General features: G+C 33.5%; 18 protein-coding genes. 8 read left to right on the plus strand and 10 right to left on the minus strand.

Going from position 1 to position 16187, the window contains the following annotated elements; translation table 11 throughout:
- Nucleotides 1-158: 158 nt before the first annotated feature.
- The 4 genes from NZ698_RS04290 to NZ698_RS04305 all read right to left on the minus strand — a co-directional run bounded on the left by NZ698_RS04290 (nt 159) and on the right by NZ698_RS04305 (nt 4004).
- On the minus strand, nt 159-1400 hold the full coding sequence (locus NZ698_RS04290; protein WP_263001854.1) for a DUF1015 domain-containing protein: 1242 nt from the start codon (nt 1398-1400) through the stop codon (nt 159-161).
- 7 nt (nt 1401-1407) lie between these two features.
- Nucleotides 1408-2367, minus strand: a complete 960-nt coding sequence (locus tag NZ698_RS04295) for a D-2-hydroxyacid dehydrogenase (protein ID WP_263001855.1) — start codon at nt 2365-2367, stop codon at nt 1408-1410.
- A gap of 105 nt (nt 2368-2472) precedes the next feature.
- Nucleotides 2473-3537: a 3-phosphoserine/phosphohydroxythreonine transaminase gene (gene serC, locus NZ698_RS04300; RefSeq protein WP_263001856.1), complete on the minus strand. Its 1065-nt coding sequence runs from the start codon at nt 3535-3537 to the stop codon at nt 2473-2475.
- A gap of 116 nt (nt 3538-3653) precedes the next feature.
- Entirely contained in the window at nt 3654-4004 is a 351-nt protein-coding gene (locus tag NZ698_RS04305) for a 4Fe-4S binding protein (protein WP_263001857.1), read from the minus strand.
- Between the two features lie 59 nt (nt 4005-4063).
- Here NZ698_RS04305 and NZ698_RS04310 point away from each other — a divergent pair, with 59 nt between their 5' ends.
- The 3 genes from NZ698_RS04310 (at nt 4064) to NZ698_RS04320 (ending at nt 6560) form a co-directional block, all read left to right on the plus strand.
- Nucleotides 4064-5098 carry an acyl-CoA reductase gene (locus tag NZ698_RS04310; protein WP_263001858.1) on the plus strand — a complete coding sequence of 345 codons (1035 nt, stop codon included), beginning with the start codon at nt 4064-4066 and terminating at the stop codon, nt 5096-5098.
- Between the two features lie 299 nt (nt 5099-5397).
- On the plus strand, nt 5398-5856 hold the full coding sequence (locus tag NZ698_RS04315) for a peptidylprolyl isomerase (RefSeq protein WP_263001859.1): 459 nt from the start codon (nt 5398-5400) through the stop codon (nt 5854-5856).
- A gap of 14 nt (nt 5857-5870) precedes the next feature.
- The gene (locus tag NZ698_RS04320; RefSeq protein ID WP_263001860.1) at nt 5871-6560 is read left to right on the plus strand and encodes a Bax inhibitor-1/YccA family protein; all 690 of its coding nucleotides are present in this window, start codon (nt 5871-5873) and stop codon (nt 6558-6560) included.
- A gap of 129 nt (nt 6561-6689) precedes the next feature.
- Here the strand turns inward: NZ698_RS04320 and NZ698_RS04325 are convergent, their stop codons facing one another.
- From NZ698_RS04325 to NZ698_RS04335, 3 genes are all read right to left on the minus strand, one after another.
- Entirely contained in the window at nt 6690-6938 is a 249-nt protein-coding gene (locus NZ698_RS04325) for a DUF6952 family protein (RefSeq protein WP_263001861.1), read from the minus strand.
- Between the two features lie 2 nt (nt 6939-6940).
- Nucleotides 6941-7246 carry a thioredoxin family protein gene (locus NZ698_RS04330; RefSeq protein WP_047402181.1) on the minus strand — a complete coding sequence of 102 codons (306 nt, stop codon included), beginning with the start codon at nt 7244-7246 and terminating at the stop codon, nt 6941-6943.
- Between the two features lie 128 nt (nt 7247-7374).
- On the minus strand, nt 7375-8007 hold the full coding sequence (locus NZ698_RS04335) for a peroxiredoxin (protein WP_047443907.1): 633 nt from the start codon (nt 8005-8007) through the stop codon (nt 7375-7377).
- 207 nt (nt 8008-8214) lie between these two features.
- On the opposite strand from NZ698_RS04335, the gene NZ698_RS04340 reads away from it, so the two are divergent.
- Nucleotides 8215-8391: a bacteriocin-like protein gene (locus NZ698_RS04340; protein WP_263001862.1), complete on the plus strand. Its 177-nt coding sequence runs from the start codon at nt 8215-8217 to the stop codon at nt 8389-8391.
- Between the two features lie 39 nt (nt 8392-8430).
- On the opposite strand, the gene NZ698_RS04345 is transcribed toward NZ698_RS04340, so the two are convergent.
- A complete protein-coding gene (locus tag NZ698_RS04345) occupies nt 8431-9621 on the minus strand; it encodes a pyridoxal phosphate-dependent aminotransferase (protein WP_263001863.1) in 1191 nt (396 codons plus the stop codon).
- Nucleotides 9622-9793: 172 nt separating this feature from the next.
- Here NZ698_RS04345 and rsmG point away from each other — a divergent pair, with 172 nt between their 5' ends.
- The 4 genes from rsmG to NZ698_RS04365 all read left to right on the plus strand — a co-directional run bounded on the left by rsmG (nt 9794) and on the right by NZ698_RS04365 (nt 14134).
- Nucleotides 9794-10429 (plus strand): 16S rRNA (guanine(527)-N(7))-methyltransferase RsmG, encoded by a 636-nt coding sequence (gene rsmG / locus NZ698_RS04350; protein ID WP_263001864.1) that lies wholly within the window; start codon nt 9794-9796, stop codon nt 10427-10429.
- A gap of 65 nt (nt 10430-10494) precedes the next feature.
- Entirely contained in the window at nt 10495-10902 is a 408-nt protein-coding gene (locus NZ698_RS04355) for a hypothetical protein (RefSeq protein ID WP_263001865.1), read from the plus strand.
- Complete coding sequence (locus tag NZ698_RS04360) at nt 10902-11438, plus strand: DUF922 domain-containing protein (protein WP_263001866.1); 537 nt, start codon at nt 10902-10904, stop codon at nt 11436-11438. The genes NZ698_RS04355 and NZ698_RS04360 overlap by 1 nt, the downstream gene beginning before the upstream one ends.
- Nucleotides 11435-14134, plus strand: a complete 2700-nt coding sequence (locus NZ698_RS04365) for a PD-(D/E)XK nuclease family protein (RefSeq protein ID WP_263001867.1) — start codon at nt 11435-11437, stop codon at nt 14132-14134. The genes NZ698_RS04360 and NZ698_RS04365 overlap by 4 nt, the downstream gene beginning before the upstream one ends.
- Nucleotides 14135-14191: 57 nt before the next feature.
- On the opposite strand, the gene NZ698_RS04370 is transcribed toward NZ698_RS04365, so the two are convergent.
- Together NZ698_RS04370 and NZ698_RS04375 are read right to left on the minus strand one after the other, a co-directional pair.
- On the minus strand, nt 14192-15370 hold the full coding sequence (locus NZ698_RS04370; RefSeq protein WP_263001868.1) for an acyl-CoA dehydrogenase family protein: 1179 nt from the start codon (nt 15368-15370) through the stop codon (nt 14192-14194).
- A 71-nt stretch (nt 15371-15441) separates the two neighbouring features.
- On the minus strand, nt 15442-16182 hold the full coding sequence (locus tag NZ698_RS04375) for an NUDIX hydrolase (protein WP_263001869.1): 741 nt from the start codon (nt 16180-16182) through the stop codon (nt 15442-15444).
- Nucleotides 16183-16187 lie beyond the last annotated feature (5 nt).

Raw genomic sequence — 16187 nt, forward strand, 5'->3', positions numbered from 1 at the left:
AAGGTTCTACTTAGCAAAGACACAAAGATTTTAATTTAAATAAAAATTTCATGATAAAAAAAATCCTCAAAACTATTAACAATTTTGAGGAAATATTATACGTTGATTTTCGCTTCAAATGGTAAGCAATATGCCAAAAGCCAATCGCAAGCAGTCAATTACTTCATATCGTACATCAACAATGCAGTTACCAATTTTGGTTCGATGAATGTACATTTTGGAGGCATACGAAGTTTTAAATCAGAAATTTTAATCATATCATTAAAACTTACCGGATAAATTCCAAAACCTACTTTTCCTTCTCCGCTGTCTACTTTTTCTTTTAAAAGCTTGATTCCTTCTATATTCGAACTTCCTTTGATGTAAGAAATCTGATCAGAACTGTCTGAATCTTCAATATTCAAAATATCTTTAATAATATATTTATCTAAAAGATGATGATCTAAATTATCCAAAGACATTTCCTGAGAACGAAGATCATGCTTTACGTGAAGAGAGTAGAACTTCCCATCAATGTACATAGAAATATGAAATTTCTGCGACGGATAGTATGGAGTTTCTTCTTTTTCGTGAATTAAGAAATATTTCTCAAGACTTTTCAGGAATTCCTCTGTAGTCAAATCTCCAATGCTGCTCACAATTCTGTTGTAATCGTGAATTTTAATCGATTGGTTAGAAACAATAAAGCTATACACAAAATTATAAGCTTCAGTTCCGTTGTGCTTTTTATTTTTATCTTTTAAACGTTTAGCATGAAGAGCAGTAGAGCCAATTCTGTGGTGACCATCGGCAATATAAAAAGAATCAATCTGATCAATCACTTCTTTGAACTGCTGAAGTTTCAAACGGTTATCTATTCTCCAGATTTTGTGTCTAATTCCCACAGTATCAACATGATTGAAAATAGGAACGTTCTTCTCCTCATGATTCATCAACAATTCGATCTTTGAATTGGATGGATATGTCAATAATACAGGTTCTGCCTGAAGGTTTACTTTATCTAAATAGTGAGCCAACTTCTCTTTTCTCTGTGGAATCGTACTTTCGTGTCTTTTTATTTTTCCTGCCCAGAAATCTTCAATACTTGCAAGACCGAGAAGTCCTCTGAAAACCTGTTTGTTAGGATAAATCTGTTCGTAAAGATAATATGACGAACTGTCCTGAACAAGAGTTTTCTCATCCAAAAGTTCTTCAAAAGTTGAACGAATCTTCCTTAAATTCCGATCCACATCTTTAGATTTACTTACAACATATGGTTTAATCATATTGATGTAAGTTTTTTCTTTTTGCGCTTTTTCAGCGATTTCAGCCTGTGTGAAATTATCTAAAGGATGAGTTGGAAATGTAGCCTCATGATCCTTATGAGGTCTGATTCCGCGGAAAGGTTTAAAAACTGGCATATATATTTTATAGTTTCTTTTTAATCTCAATAATCTGCTCTGCAAGCTCAACACCGATCTTTTCCTGAGCATCTAAAGTGTTTCCACCAAGATGCGGTGTAAGAGAAAGATTGGGATTCATTAATAAAATAAGTTCTGGAGTCGGCTCGGTTTCAAAAACATCTAATGCTGCTCCGGCAACTTTTCCCGATTCAATATAATTGACTAAGGTCACTTCATTAAGGACACCACCTCTTGCAGTATTTACAATAAACACACCATCTTCCATTTTTTCAAATTCTGGTGTATCTATCACATATTCATTTGTTTTAGGCGTATTGATGCTGATGAAGTCTGTGTCTTTGTAGAACGCATCAGAATCGTTGGTTGAAGTAACTTCAAAATCGACAGTTTGTCCGTCAAAAAAACTTAAACTAATTGTTTTAATTTTTGGTTTTCTTGTCAGAACTTTTACTTTCATTCCTAAAGAAATTCCCATCTTCACAACTTCCTGACCAATACTTCCAAATCCTATCACTCCCAAAGTTTTACCAGAAAGTTCATACGCATTATTGAAAGATTTTTTCAAAGCATTGAAATGAGTATCTCCTTCCAATGGCATTAATCTATTCGACTCATGAAGAAATCTGGCTAAAGAAAAGAAATGCGCAAAAACTAACTCAGCCACTGATCTTGAAGATGCATTTGGCGTATTAATGACGTACAAACCTTTTTCAATAGCATATTCCACATCGATATTGTCCATTCCGATACCGCCTCTTCCGACGATTTTCAGGGAAGGACATGCATCAATTAAATCCTGTCTTACTTTGGTGGCACTTCTTACTAAAAGAACATCCACATTATTTTCATTAATGAAGTTGATAACGTGATCCTGCGCAACTCTGTTGTCGAGCACTTCGATTCCTGCTTCTTTTAAAGCAAGTTCTCCTGCTTTGGAAATTCCGTCGTTAGCTAAGACTTTCATATTGTTGTTTTAGATGTTTAGATTCAAGATGGATTCAAATTCGTCTGAAATCTCATGTCTGAAATCTTTTAATCTTTTTTAATTTTTTGCGTTGCCTAATTTAAGTTATTTTATTGACTTCATCACATCCACCAAAACCTGCACGCTTTCAATAGGTAAGGCGTTATACATACTCGCTCTGTATCCCCCTAAACTTCTGTGACCGTTTAATCCGCTGATTCCGGCAGCTTTCCATGCAGCATCAAATTCTTCTTTTTTGCTGTCGTCAATTAATTTAAATGAAACATTCATCAAAGAACGGTCTTCTTCAACGCAGAAAGTTTCGAATAATGGGTTGCTGTCGATTTCGTCATATAAAAGTTTTGCTTTTGCTTCGTTTCTTGCTTCAGCAGCAGCAATTCCTCCGTTGTTTTCTAAATGTTGTAAAGTCAGTAATGATGCATACACAGGGAAAACCGGTGGCGTATTATACATAGACTCTTTAGAAATATGCTGAGAATAATCTAGTATTGAAAACATATTTTCTCTTCCGGTTTTACCAAGAATTTCTTTTTTAATTACCACTAAAGTTACTCCTGCAGGTCCCATGTTTTTTTGAGCTCCGGCGTAGATTAAATCAAATTTAGAAAAATCTAACTGTCTTGAGAAAATATCAGAACTCATATCGCAAACCATCAAAGTATCAACTTCCGGGAAAGATTTCATTTGAGTTCCGTAGATTGTATTGTTTGAAGTACAGTGAAAATAATCATATTCTGATCCTACTGTATAACCTTTTGGAACGAAAGAATAGTTTTCTTCTTTTGAAGAGCCTACAACATCTACTGTTCCTACTTTTTTAGCTTCTTTGATCGCTCCTGCAGCCCAAGTTCCTGTATCTGTATAAGCAGCTTTACCTCCAACCTTCATCAAATTGTAGGGAACCATCGCAAACTGCAGACTTGCGCCACCACCCAAATACAAAACTTCATAATCATCACCCAAATTCATCAGTCTTTTTACAATTGCACGAGCTTCATCCATTACCGCAACAAAATCTTTGCTTCTGTGCGAAATTTCAAGAAGTGATAAACCAATTCCGTTAAAATCTAAAACCGCTGCTGCCGATTTTTCGAATACTTTCTGAGGTAAAATACATGGTCCTGCGCTGAAATTGTGCTTTTTGCTCATAATTTTATTTTTTGTTTTTGAGATTTTGCCGATTTCTCAATCTGCTATTTTGTAATTGATTTATAAAAATATAAAGTTAAAAAAACCGTCTCATGATGTATGAGACGGTGTGTATTTTATTCACCGTGTAAAAATGCTTTTTTATTAAGCAGTGCTTCATCAGATTCTACGTGATCTTCATCCGGAACACAGCAATCTACAGGGCAAACTGCGGCACATTGAGGTTCCTCATGGAAACCTTTGCATTCTGTACATTTATCTGTAACAATGAAATATACATCATCACTTACCGGTTCTTGAGGCGAATCTGCATCAACCGTTAAACCCGATGGTAATGTCACGGTACCTTTTAATTCGGTACCTTCGGAAGCTTTCCAGTCAACTGCTCCTTCATATATTGCATTATTCGGACATTCTGGTTCGCAGGCGCCGCAATTAATGCATTCATCAGTTATTTTAATAGCCATCGCTAATTTTTTTTAAATTTGCACAAAATTACAAAATATTCCCCACTTTTACAGTAATTATGAATATCGAAAAACAAGTTTTAGGACTTATTAAATTAAGTGATTATATAAAGAGCTATTTAGCAAAAAATTCTGAAGATTTTAATGAAAATGATTCTGAATTTGAATCGGTCGTGAAAAAATCTGAAATCGAAAATCCGTGGTTTACTTTAGAAAATCAAAGATTTGCATTAAAGCAATGGTCGGATTTGTTGACGGAAGAAAATTTAAATTCTTGGTTAAACAATTATTCGCCATCAAAAACCTCAAAGAAAGTAGGATTGATTCTTGCCGGAAATATTCCTTTGGTGGGATGGCATGATGTGATTTCTGTGGCTTTGAGTAACCATGTTCCTTTGATCAAATTATCTTCAAAAGACAAACAGATGATTCCGTTTTTGTTGAAAAAATGGAAAGAATTTTCTGAGAATGAAATTGAGTATGAGTTTGTTGAGAGACTAACAGATTTTGATGCGGTAATTGCTACTGGAAGCAATAATACTGCGAGATATTTGGAATATTATTTTAAAAATCATCTAAGTATTATCAGAAAAAACAGAACTTCAGTGGCTGTCATCAGAGGTGATGAATCGGAAGAAGAATTAAAACTTCTGGCTCAGGATATTTTCCAATATTTTGGATTGGGATGCAGAAATGTGACGAGACTTTTTATTCCTGAAGATTTTGTGATTGACAGGGTTTTTGAAAGTTTTATTGATTTTAAAGAAATTATCAATCATAATAAGTACGCCAATAATTACGATTACAATCGTGCGGTTTATCTTTTAAATCAAGATAAATTCTGGGATAACAATTTTGTCATGCTGAAAGAAGATGAGAAGCTTTTCAGTCCGTTATCTGTGATAAATTTCAGCAGATATTCTTCTTTGGATGAAGTTAAAAATTTCATTAGTGAAAATGAAGAAAATATTCAATGTGTAGTCGGAAAAAACGACTTGGGAATTGAAATGGTTTATTTTGGTGAAGCTCAGAATCCTAGACTTGATACTTATGCTGATAATGTAGATACGATGAAGTTTTTGGAAGTTATTTGATTTTTTTCCACAGATTTCACGGATTTTCACAGATCATTATAGAAAAAATGCTGAAATTATTTTTTAGTACATTACATTTTTAAAATATTCCTTCCGCGGATTCAGCTAATTTAGCAGATTTATTTTAAGAATTAAATTCTTTAAAATCTGTGTAATCTGTGGGATAATAAACACTCAAAGATTTCACGGATTTTCACAGGTGAAATTTAAAATTGGTTTTACAATATGTTATCTCGTAAAGATTAATGTAGCTTTTATTTTATTATTACTAAATTTACCTATCAACGAAAAAATATGTAATGAAAAAAATAGCAATCATTCTGTCTTTTATAGCATTCCAAATCAGTTTTGCTCAAAAGGTAAAAAAAGCAGAAGTCATAAAAGATAACCGAACAACTGAGCAGAAATTAGAACTTGACAAGAAACAAAAAGAACTGTTTAATGGAAAGTTTGAGCAATTTATCAAAGCCTTAAAAGCATCTGATAAAGCAACGATGGAAAGTATGATTTCTGATAAAACTAAATCGAAGGTCACTGATAAAGTCTACGAAAAACTTTCTAAGGATATTGATTTCAGTAGAAAATTAATGATGTATAAAACAGGTTATCAATCATTCATGACCGGTGAAAATTTTCCAATGATTCAATATAAATATGCGGACGACCAGACAAAGCCTGATCCGAAAGAAATTATCACTGCGGTTTTTGAAGAGAATGGAAAAATAATGGGTATAAAACCCTATAAACAAACAAAGTAAACAAAAATATAAATATGATGACAGACGTTTTAGTTGCGCATTCAACAGATGTTGAAAAGGCAAGTTTTTATAAAAAAACCTATTTGCATGTTGCTTTGGCAATTTTGGCTTTTGTAGGAGTTGAAACTGTTTTGCTTCAAACAGTTCCTGCCGAAACAATTTATATGATGATTGGGCAGAGATACAGTTGGCTTCTTGTTTTGGGAGTTTTTTGGTTGGCTTCTTATTTGGCCTCAAAATGGTCAATGGCACAAAGCAGATCAACGCAATATTTAGGATTGGGCTTTTATGTTTTGCTTCAGGCGGTTATCTTCTTGCCAATGATGTATATCGCAATGGATTATACAGATGGTGGTGAAGTTATTTTTCAGGCAGCAACACTTACTATTGCTATGTTTGCTGGAATTTCTGCGGTAGCTTTTACTTCTAAGAGAGATTTTTCTTTCCTTAGAAATATTATAACGATCGGAGGTTTTCTTGCTCTTGGATTGATTGTTGCCGGAATGATTTTCGGTTTCAATCTGGGACTTTGGTTCTCTGTAGGAATGGTAATTTTGGCTTCTGCAACCATTTTATATCAGACAAGCAAACTGAAAGATTCTTATGCAACAAATCAATACGTTGGAGCTTCTTTACAGCTTTTTGCTTCAATTATGTTGTTATTCTGGTACATCTTAAGAATTTTAATGAGCAGAAGAAGCTAATTAAAAGTTATAAATTATAAGTTTTGAGCTGAAATTTTCAAAACTTTTTAAAACAAAAAATCCTGATGTTGTTTCATCGGGATTTTGTTTTTAAGAATATGATCCTTAAAGATTTTAGTTAATTTAAATTTATTTGTCAATCGATCCTAAAACCTTTTGAGCAAACGAGTTTAAAGCATCTCTTTCGCTCATTCCGTTTTGTACGTTGGCGTGAACTTCCAAAGCTCCGCAGATATTGGTAATCAACTCTCCGGCAACATTTAGATCTTCTTCGCTAGTTCCTCTGAATTCGCTGAAACTTTCCAAAACTTCTAAAGTTTTTTCAAGATTTTCAGGAGTTTGGTTTTGATAAAACTGTCTGATTACAGGTAGCTTCATAATTACAATTCATTAAATAAATTAATTAAACTTTCTGCTTGATTCGACTGAACCTGATTCACCAATTCACCGTTTTTAAAAATAGCAAATGTTGGTAAATTATCAACTTTAGCTAATTTTCTGCTTTCAGGAAGTTTTTCTGCATCTACATATAAAAACGGAATTGAATCATTTTCTGAAGCTAATTTTTTGAATTTCGGCTTCATGATTCTGCAGTTTCCACACCATGTTGCGCCGTACTGTACCACTACTTTTTCATTGTCGCTTACAATATTCTGAAGCGTATCTTCTGTTAATTCTGTATACATAAGTTTATTTTTTGGAATAAAAAATAAACAATGTAGCAATCTAATAATTTATCAATGTACCAATTGAAAAAGGGATTTTAAAATTGGCATACTGCTAGATTGCTACATTGTTAGATAAAATTAATTCATTAATTTTTTGCTAAATATTCAGCAGTAGAAGTTCTGTCAGCTTTCATTGCATCTTTTCCTTCTTCCCAGTTTGCAGGGCAAACTTCACCGTGCTTCTGAACGTGCGTGTAAGCATCGATCAATCTTAAATATTCTTTTACGTTTCTTCCCAAAGGCATATCATTTACAGACTCGTGGAATACTTTTCCGGTTTCGTCGATCAAATAAGTTGCTCTGTAAGTTACGTTTGAACCTGTGAAATACTCGTTTCCTTCTTCGTCAAATTCCAGATCCTGATCTACGATATCTAATAAATTTGCCAATTGTCTGTGAGTATCAGCTAAAAGCGGATAAGTAACTCCTTCAATACCACCGTTGTCTTTTGAAACATTCAACCAAGCAAAGTGTACTTCGTTTGTATCGCAAGAAGCACCAATTACCTTTGTATTTCTTTTTTCGAATTCACCTAAAGCTTCCTGAAAAGCGTGAAGTTCGGTAGGACAAACAAAAGTGAAATCTTTTGGATACCAGAACAAAATCACCTTCTGTTGGTTTTTTGTAGTTTCTTCAAAGATGTTGATTCTAAGATCATCACCCATTTCAGACATTGCGTCAATCGTTACGTTTGGAAATTTTTTACCTACTAAAGACATAATTTTCTAATTTTTTGATTAATTTAATGATGCAAATATATAATATTTCTATCTATCAAAAAAATGAATATTGATAAATAGAATCTATAATTGTTTTTGGCTTAAAATTCAATATGGTAGGGAATAATTTAATTTAAATAAATAAAAATATATTATTAACTTTGAGAATACTGAATTATAATTTTCACCAACCAAAAAAGAATTATTATGAAAAATTTAAAAAGTCTTTCAAGAAAAGAATTGAAAACGATTAAAGGAGCAGCAGTTACTTCAAAATGTCCTCCTGGAAGATATTATTGTCCTGAAGCTGATGTTTGTGTCGCAATTAATGAAGAATGCTATATTATCGTACCGGAAACGCCTGTAGAAGGAGGTTCTCTTTAAATTAAATTATAAAAGTTCTTCCTAGGAAGAACTTTTATTTTATACATTTGCGAGTAAATCTTTTATTCTTCTCATTGCTTCTCGCAATTCTTCTTCAGAAGCTGCATAAGAAAACCTGATACATTCCGGACTACCGAATGAAACTCCGCCAACGCAACCGACGTGAGCTTCTTCTAACAGAAACATCGCAAAATCATCCGCATCTTTAATTTCCGTTCCGTTTAAAGTTTTTCCGATATAATATGAAATGTCCGGGAAGAAATAGAATGCTGCTTTTGGTAAAAGAACTTTGAATCCGGGGATTTCTTTCATTAAATCAAACATGACATTTCTTCTCTGCTCGAAAGCATCAATCATGTATTTGTATTCTGAAGGGTCGGTTTTTAAGGCAACAATTGAAGCTCTCTGAGCAACTGTGTTTGCACCGCTTGTCATTTGTCCCTGAACTTTTTCACAAGCTTTTGCCAACCATTCCGGACAGGCAGAATATCCGATTCTCCATCCAGTCATTGCAAATGCTTTAGACATTCCGTTGATCACTGCGGTCTGCTCATAAATTTCAGGAAACTGAGCGATTGAGGTTGTTTTTGTTTCGTAATTGATGTATTCGTAAATTTCATCTGAAATTACTGTCACATGAGGATATTTTGCAATAACTTTTGCTAAAGATTTTAATTCATCGAATGTGTAATATCCGCCAGAAGGATTACATGGCGAACTGAAAAGAATAGCTTTGGTTTTATCATTGATTGCTTCTTCCAGTTGTTCAGCGGTAATTTTAAAATCAGTGACATAAGAAGTAGGAATCATTACAGATTCTCCGCCCATCATTTTTACCATTTCATCATAACTTACCCAGTAAGGAGTCGGAAGAATCACTTCATCTCCGTCATTGATAATTGCTGCCAAAACATTGATGATTGCCTGTTTTGCACCATTTGAAACACAAATCTGTGTTGGTTTATAATCTAGCTGATTGTCTCTTTTTAGTTTATCTGAAATCGCCTGACGAAGTTCCAGAAATCCCGGAACGGGAGAGTAGTGGCTGTAGTTTTCGTTGATGGCATCAAAAGCTGCCTGTTTTATATTGTTGGGAACATCAAAATCTGGTTCGCCTAATGTTAAAGAAATAACGTCAATTCCATTGGCTTTCATTTCTCTAGCCTTATTTGACATTACGAAAGTCTGGGAGTAACCTAGCCTGTTTACTCTGTCTGAAAGTTTATTCATGTATTCTTTTTGTCGTTTTAACAAATATATATAAAAACTTAATGTTAATAAAATGTGGTGTGGTATATTTTAGAAAATTATGACTTCAGATATTTATGACTATATATTATCTTAAAAAACATTAACTAAATATGAAATAAAACTTATTTTTGCTTTTTATATTATCAATCGTATGTCAGTAAAGCTAATTCAGAAATATTTCCCGGAACTTTCCGAAAAACAAATCGAACAATTTTCAAAATTAGAAAGTTTTTATGGTGAATGGAATGAAAAAATCAACGTCATTTCCAGAAAAGATATGGAATCGCTTTATGAGAAGCATATTTTGCATTCTTTAGGTGTTGCGAAAATCATGGAATTTGCTCCCGGAACGAAAGTTTTAGATATTGGAACCGGTGGTGGTTTTCCAGGAATTCCTTTGGCAATTTTGTTTCCAGAAACAAAGTTTACGTTGATTGATTCTATCGGGAAGAAAATTACAGTGGTGAATGCTGTCGCAGAAGGTGTTGGGTTAACGAATGTGACTGCGATTCACGGAAGAGCTGAAAAAGTGAAAGAAAAGTTTCATTTTGTAGTAAGTCGCGCTGTAACACAAATGCCAGAATTTTTAAGATGGCTGAAAGGTAAGTTTGAAAAAGAACAGTTTAATCCAAAACATAATGGCGTTCTTTATTTAAAAGGTGGAGATTTGGCGGAAGAATTAGCCGGATTGAGATGTGAGCTTTTTAATCTTAAAAATTATTTTGAAGAAGAGTTTTTTGATACAAAAAAAGTTGTTTATCTATCAAAAGGTAATTTTAATTCTTAATTTAGCATTTCTAAGGAATAATTTTTGATAATTTACGTTTAATAATCATAAATTTTTATAATAAGATGAAAACATTGTTTAATACAGCTTTATCAGTAATCTTTGTAGGGATTTCTCTGGTCTCATGTAAAGATGATGATGATTATGAAACCATTCAGTCCACAGAAAAAGTGAAAATTGACAGTGTGAAAATAATCAATGATACAATGTCTGTTTTTAGTGTACAAAGCATCCGAACATATTCTACTTATGCCTCTCAATGTGACGGATTTTATGGATATGACTATATTCACACAGGTAATTTTACAAGAGATGTGACTGCTTATCAATATCATACGAACGGTTCTTGTGCACAAGCGAATCATGTTTCGGCTAATCAGATCAATTTTAGTCCACAACAAGCAGGAACTTACACTTTTAAATTCTGGACAGGTAATAATACTTGGATTACCAAAACAATTGTAGTAGAGTAATGAAGTATTGGTTTTTAGTTTTGTTTTTGATATCCAATAACTTATGGAGTCAGAGAATAGAGTGGAAGGAAGATAAGAAATTGGTTTGGAGTAATTTCAAAAGCGAAATTAATAACCAACGCGGAAAAGATATTGTAGCCTATACTCATTGCGGATGGGTGTATTCTGTGGTAAAATCTTCAAATCCAAAAGGCGCCGCAAAGGTAAATATCGAAACAATTTTTAATGAAGATAAGTCCTGGAAAGACGATAAAAGAATCAATGATTATGTTCTGAATCACGAGCAGAAACATTTTGACATTGCAGAAATTTATGCCCGGAAAATCAGAAAAGAAATTATTGCAAAGATCAAGACTTCAGGAGATTACGATAAATATTTTCAGGCAATCTATAATAAGATTCTCAAAGATTATAAAAATTTTCAGGCTCTGTATGACGGAGTTACAGAACACGGAATGAATAAAGAAAAGCAAGCTGAATACGATGCAATGATCAGTTCAGAGCTTGAACAATTAAAAGACTATAAAAAACCTTGAAATTCCTAAATAAAATTATCGACGAATTGCTGTCACAAAATTCTGATTTGTCGCAGTTTAACGTTGTTTTACCTGGTAAAAGACCGATTGTTTTTATCCGACAGATTTTAGAGGAAAACAATTATTCAGGGTTTCTTCCGAATTTCTTTACCATTGAAGAATTGATTATTGATATTGTTGATCAGCAATCTATTCAGGGTATTGCTCTGTGGCTGTTTTCTTTTGATGTTTACAAAACTTTAAACCTTATTCCAAATGATGATTTTGCTGAATTTCTAAAATGGTTTCCAACGCTTCAAAAAGACTGGGATGACATTCTGAAGTTTTCTGAAAGTGATGAAGCGGTTTTACAATATATGTTTGACGAAGAGCGAATCAAAGAATGGGCGCAGGATTTGGGTGATGATGAAGATGTTCCAAGAAAGAAATTTTTGAATTTTTGGAGAAATATGAATGTTTTTCTTCCTGTTTTAAAGCAAAAATTAAAAGAGAAAAACTGGGCAACTCCGGGAATGATTCACGAAGCTGCAAAAACAATGATTGTAGATTTTGCCAAAAAAACTAAAGGGAATTTTGTTTTCTGCGGGTTTAATGCTTTTACTCCAACTGAGGAAAAACTGGTGAGAAATCTTCTGCAATGGGACAAAGCACAATGTTTTTTTCAGGCAGATCATTATTATTTTGATGATGAAAGACAGGAAGCAGGGAAATTTCTCAGAAATCATAAACTTTGGAAAGAATTCAATGACAACAGATCATTCAATTGGATAGAAAACGATTTTAATCAACCCAAAAATATAATGATCTATGAAGTTTCGGGAAATGTAACGCAAACAAAAGTTCTTCCCGATATTTTCAAAGATATTGATAATAAAACTTTTAACAATACAGCTGTGGTTTTGCTGGATGAAAATCTGCTTCCTGCAAGTCTTGATGTGATGCATGAAGTGGAAAACCTGAATATTACAATGGGTTTTCCTTTGAAAAATCTTTCTTTTTCAAATGCTGTGAAGCAACTTTTTTATCTCCAGAAGCAATTAGAAAAAAATAAATCTTCATATTATTACAGAGACGTTTTTCCGATTTTGGAAGAACTCCCGAAAACCGATGATGATGAAAAAATAATTAATGAATTTAAATCCAACATTGAAGAGCGGAACATTGTATATATTTCAAAAAACCTGATTACAGAATTATTAAGCAACTTGTCTTACTTTAATTTGCTTCAGAAATCTGATTCAGGTTATCATTTTCTGGACATTCTCATAGAGTATTGTCAGAAAATAAAATGGATGGAACTTGATGATATACAGTATGAAAACGTATCTCACTTCGAGAATGCATTTAGGATCATAAAAAACCAGATTACTCCTTACGGTTTTGAAATAAAAATGGAGACTCTGGAGATATTAATCAATCAACATATCAATTCAGAAAGCATCGATTTTCAGGGTGAACCGTTGAAAGGTTTGCAGGTGATGGGACTTTTAGAAACGCGTCTTCTCAATTTTGAAAATGTAATTTTGCTGTCAGTAAATGAAGGGAAATTACCACTTGGAAATTCGCAGAACACCTATATTCCGTTTGATATTAGAAGGCATTTTGATCTTCATACATTTCTTGAAAATGACAGTATTTACGCTTATCATTTTTACCGTTTAATTCAGGATGCTCAGAATGTACATTTATTGTTTAATGCTTTGAGTTCCGGAGTCAATACAGGTGAAAAAAGCAGATTTATCACCCAGATTGAGATGGAAAGTTCGCACAAGATTGAGCACTTGATTGTAGAAAATACTTCAGAGCCAATTACAAGTCATCCAATCGAAATTGCAAAGACGGAAATTGTCATGCAACAACTTGAAAAGTGGAAGGAAAAAGTTTCGGCTTCTCACCTTACAAGTTATCTCTATAATCCAATTGATTTTTATTTATCTAAAATTTTAAATACCTCGGAAACAGATGAGATCGAAGAGGAGTTATCTATCAGAAATTATGGAAATTTAGTTCATTATTCACTTCAAGAAATATATGAAGTTTTAAAAGGTAAAGTTTTAAAATCAAACGACTTAGAGAAATCAGTTCAACGAATAGATGAATATGTAAATATAGCTATTGAAAAACTAAAACATCAACCTGAATTCTATAATAAAGGAATGAACTTCATTCATAAAGCGATCGCCAAAAAAGTTATCCAGAGTATTCTTAATTATGATCTTGAATTAGTAAAGCAGGGAAATTCTCTAGAAATTATAGATATTGAAAGACGCTTTGAAGGTGTAGACTTTTATTTGGATGAACTTACAAAAGACAAAGTTTCTTTTTTTGGATTTATTGACAGAATTGACCGATTAAATGGAACTGTTCGTATTATTGATTATAAAACTGCGAAGATCAAGAATTTAAGTGTAAAAATTGATTCTGAAAATATGGATCGTTATTTTCATAAAGATGATCGTAAACAAGCATTACAGCTTTGCATTTATCAATACGTTGTTCAGAGTTTACCTGAGTTTTGGGGTTTCCCGATTGAAACAGGAATCTGGAGTTTTGCTGATGCCAAAAAAGGTGTGGCTTCGCTCGAATTTGCACAAGGAAATCTAGATGATGCCATGCAATCCGTAAAAAGTCTGATCATGGAAATTCTGAATCCTGAAATTAGTTTTATTGAGAGTGTAAGAGTTTATAATTATTAAAAAAGGTGACTGAGAAAATCTCAGTCACCTTTTTTAGAATGTTTATATTTTTTTATTTTAAAAAGCATTGAACCCTGTAATATCTAACCCTGTAATCAACAAATGAACATCATGAGTTCCTTCATAAGTAATCACTGATTCTAAATTTGCAGCGTGTCTCATCATAGGAAATTCTCCCATAATTCCCATTCCGCCAAGAATTTGGCGAGATTCTCTTGCGATATCAATTGCCATTTTCACGTTGTTTCTTTTCGCCATTGAAATCTGTGCAGGAGTTGCTTTGTGGTCATTTTTCAACATTCCTAACTGTAAGCAAAGTAATTGAGCCTTAGTAATTTCAGTTAAAAATTCTGCTAATTTTTTCTGTTGTAATTGGAATGCTCCAACCGGTTTTCCGAATTGCTTTCTTTCTTTAGAATATTGAACAGCAGTACAATAACAGTCGATTGCTGCACCGATAACTCCCCAGGAAATTCCGTATCGTGCTGAATTTAAACAAGATAAAGGTCCTTTTAGTCCTGTAACTCCAGGAAGTAGATTTTCCTTTGGAACTTTTACATTATTAAAGACCAATTCTCCTGTCTTAGAAGCTCTTAAACTCCATTTATTATGCGTTTCTGGAGTAGTGAAACCTTCCATTCCTCTTTCAATGATCAATCCCTGTACTTTACCATCTTCATTTTTAGCCCAAATCACCGCAATGTCACAAAGTGGCGAATTGGTAATCCACATTTTAGCACCATTCAAAAGATAATGATCTCCCATATCTTTAAATTGAGATTCCATAGAACTTGGATCTGAACCGTGATTAGGCTCAGTTAAACCAAACGAACCAATCATTTCACCAGAAGCCAATTTTGGCAGATATTTTCTTTTTTGTTCTTCAGAACCAAATTCGTTAATGGGAAACATCACCAAAGAACTCTGTACAGAAGCTGCTGAACGTACCGCCGAATCTCCTCTTTCCAGCTCCTGCATGATCAAACCATAAGAAATCTGATCTAAACCCGAACCGCCATATTCCTCAGGAATGTAAGGACCTAAAGCACCAATTTTCCCCAATTCTTTCATCAGTCCGGGTAAATCTGTGTGATCTTGAGCAGCCTGATCGATATTTGGCATTACAAAACTTTCTACCCAATCTCTTATTGATTGGCGGATAAGCTTGTGTTCTTCGCTAAGTAGGGCATCAATTCCGTAGTAATCTGGAATTGTCGTAAGAGGATAATATGACATGTAATTTAATTTTCCTAAAAATAATACTTTTCATCATGTCTGTGAAAATTTTTTTAGAAAAAAGAGAAAAACTACTCTTTGATAAACTTGTAAAGAAAAGGAGCTTTATTGGCAGAACCATCGTAAAGTTTTTCAAGTCTTTCCAATGAATTCATACTTAATATTTTACGCTGGAAATTATTTCTTCTGAATTTTTCCCCCAGAATTGTCTCATACAAAGACTGTAGATCTTTCATGGTGAATTTCTCCGGCAAAAGATTGCTTGCAGCAACCTGAGTATCAATGTTTTTGCGTAAATATTCGTGTCCGTCTGCAATGATTCTGTCGTGATCAAAAGCCATTTTAGGAATTTTACTTACTTCAAACCATGCACAAGTTTCGTTGAATGCATCGGGAAACGTATTAGCTAAAGAAAAATCTATCAGACTGCAATATCCAACTGTGATAAATCGCTGTAAAATCCAGTGATCTTTTGGTACATCAAGTCCTTTGTTGTTGATCAATGTTTTGTGAACATTATTGATTGTACGGTCTAATCTTCCAAAAGTGTGGAATTGCTCCAGAAACAAGCCTTTAAGATGAGTTCTTTCGTACAAAACTCTGTCGGCTGCTTCACGAAGATCTTCATCGACGAAAACAAATCCTCCCGGAAGTGACCACATATCAAGATCGTGGTATTTCAGAAGCAGAACTTTTAGAATATTATCATGAAAACCGAAAATAGTACAGTCAACCGAAAGATTGGGGATAAAATCTTTTTCCTCAATGAGCTGCTTAAGTGTTTCGATGTTTTTTGAACCGTACGTTTTCATGTTTG

Origin of the sequence: Chryseobacterium edaphi (assembly GCF_025628985.1) — a bacterium.
Classification (GTDB): domain Bacteria; phylum Bacteroidota; class Bacteroidia; order Flavobacteriales; family Weeksellaceae; genus Chryseobacterium; species Chryseobacterium edaphi.